Annotated in this window: 1 protein-coding gene and 1 pseudogene; both read right to left on the bottom strand. The window is 29.8% G+C overall.

Annotated features, from left to right (window positions below):
* Positions 1-272, bottom strand: a 272-nt coding sequence (locus NH26_RS25420; RefSeq protein WP_158021922.1) for a hypothetical protein, incomplete at its 3' end; no start/stop codon positions are given.
* 131 nt (positions 273-403) lie between these two features.
* A pseudogene (locus NH26_RS25415) lies at positions 404-583 on the bottom strand (linear amide C-N hydrolase); the annotation flags it as partial.

The raw sequence follows: 583 nt of genomic DNA, 5'->3' as shown, positions 1-583 counted from the left end.
ACGCCTTCATAAAATTGTTTTGTTCTTAAAGAACCTGTACCATATGCTCTATTTTTCCAGAATTGAATATCTTTTTCAGTAAGTTCACCAGCTTTTACTAGAGGTGCGATAAGTACATCATAGGCCTTTTGCATTTCTTCGATCATCAAAGCACCATATTGTTCTCCCATCTCTATTGTAGAACCTGTAATAACTGGAATTAAGAATCCATTTGATTCGAATAATTTACCTAAGCTATATTCTTTTACTAAGTTTAATTCTTGATTTTTCATGGTATTTAAATTTTTATTTTTTGAGTGATTTCTTTTTGATAACATTACAAATATCAGGGTTTGATAAGCGAACCCTTTGTATGAAATGAGCAACGATTTATATTAAATCGTTAATCTATTATTATGAATAATTATTTAGTCATGAATTTGAAAGGTTTTGCTACTTCAAAATGAGCAGAAGCATCTCCAGAATAACTAATGTCAGTATCACAATCTAATTGTTTCACATCAGCACCTTCATTGAAATCAACTTCGTTAAGATCAACATAGAAAACAGAAGGACGTAATGAAGAATCAAAGTAATATCTGTT

It is taken from the genome of Flammeovirga pacifica, assembly GCF_000807855.2.
Classification (GTDB): Bacteria; Bacteroidota; Bacteroidia; order Cytophagales; family Flammeovirgaceae; genus Flammeovirga; species Flammeovirga pacifica.
Note: the sequence above shows the minus strand (reverse complement) of the source record. Positions and strands in the feature narration are given on the sequence as shown.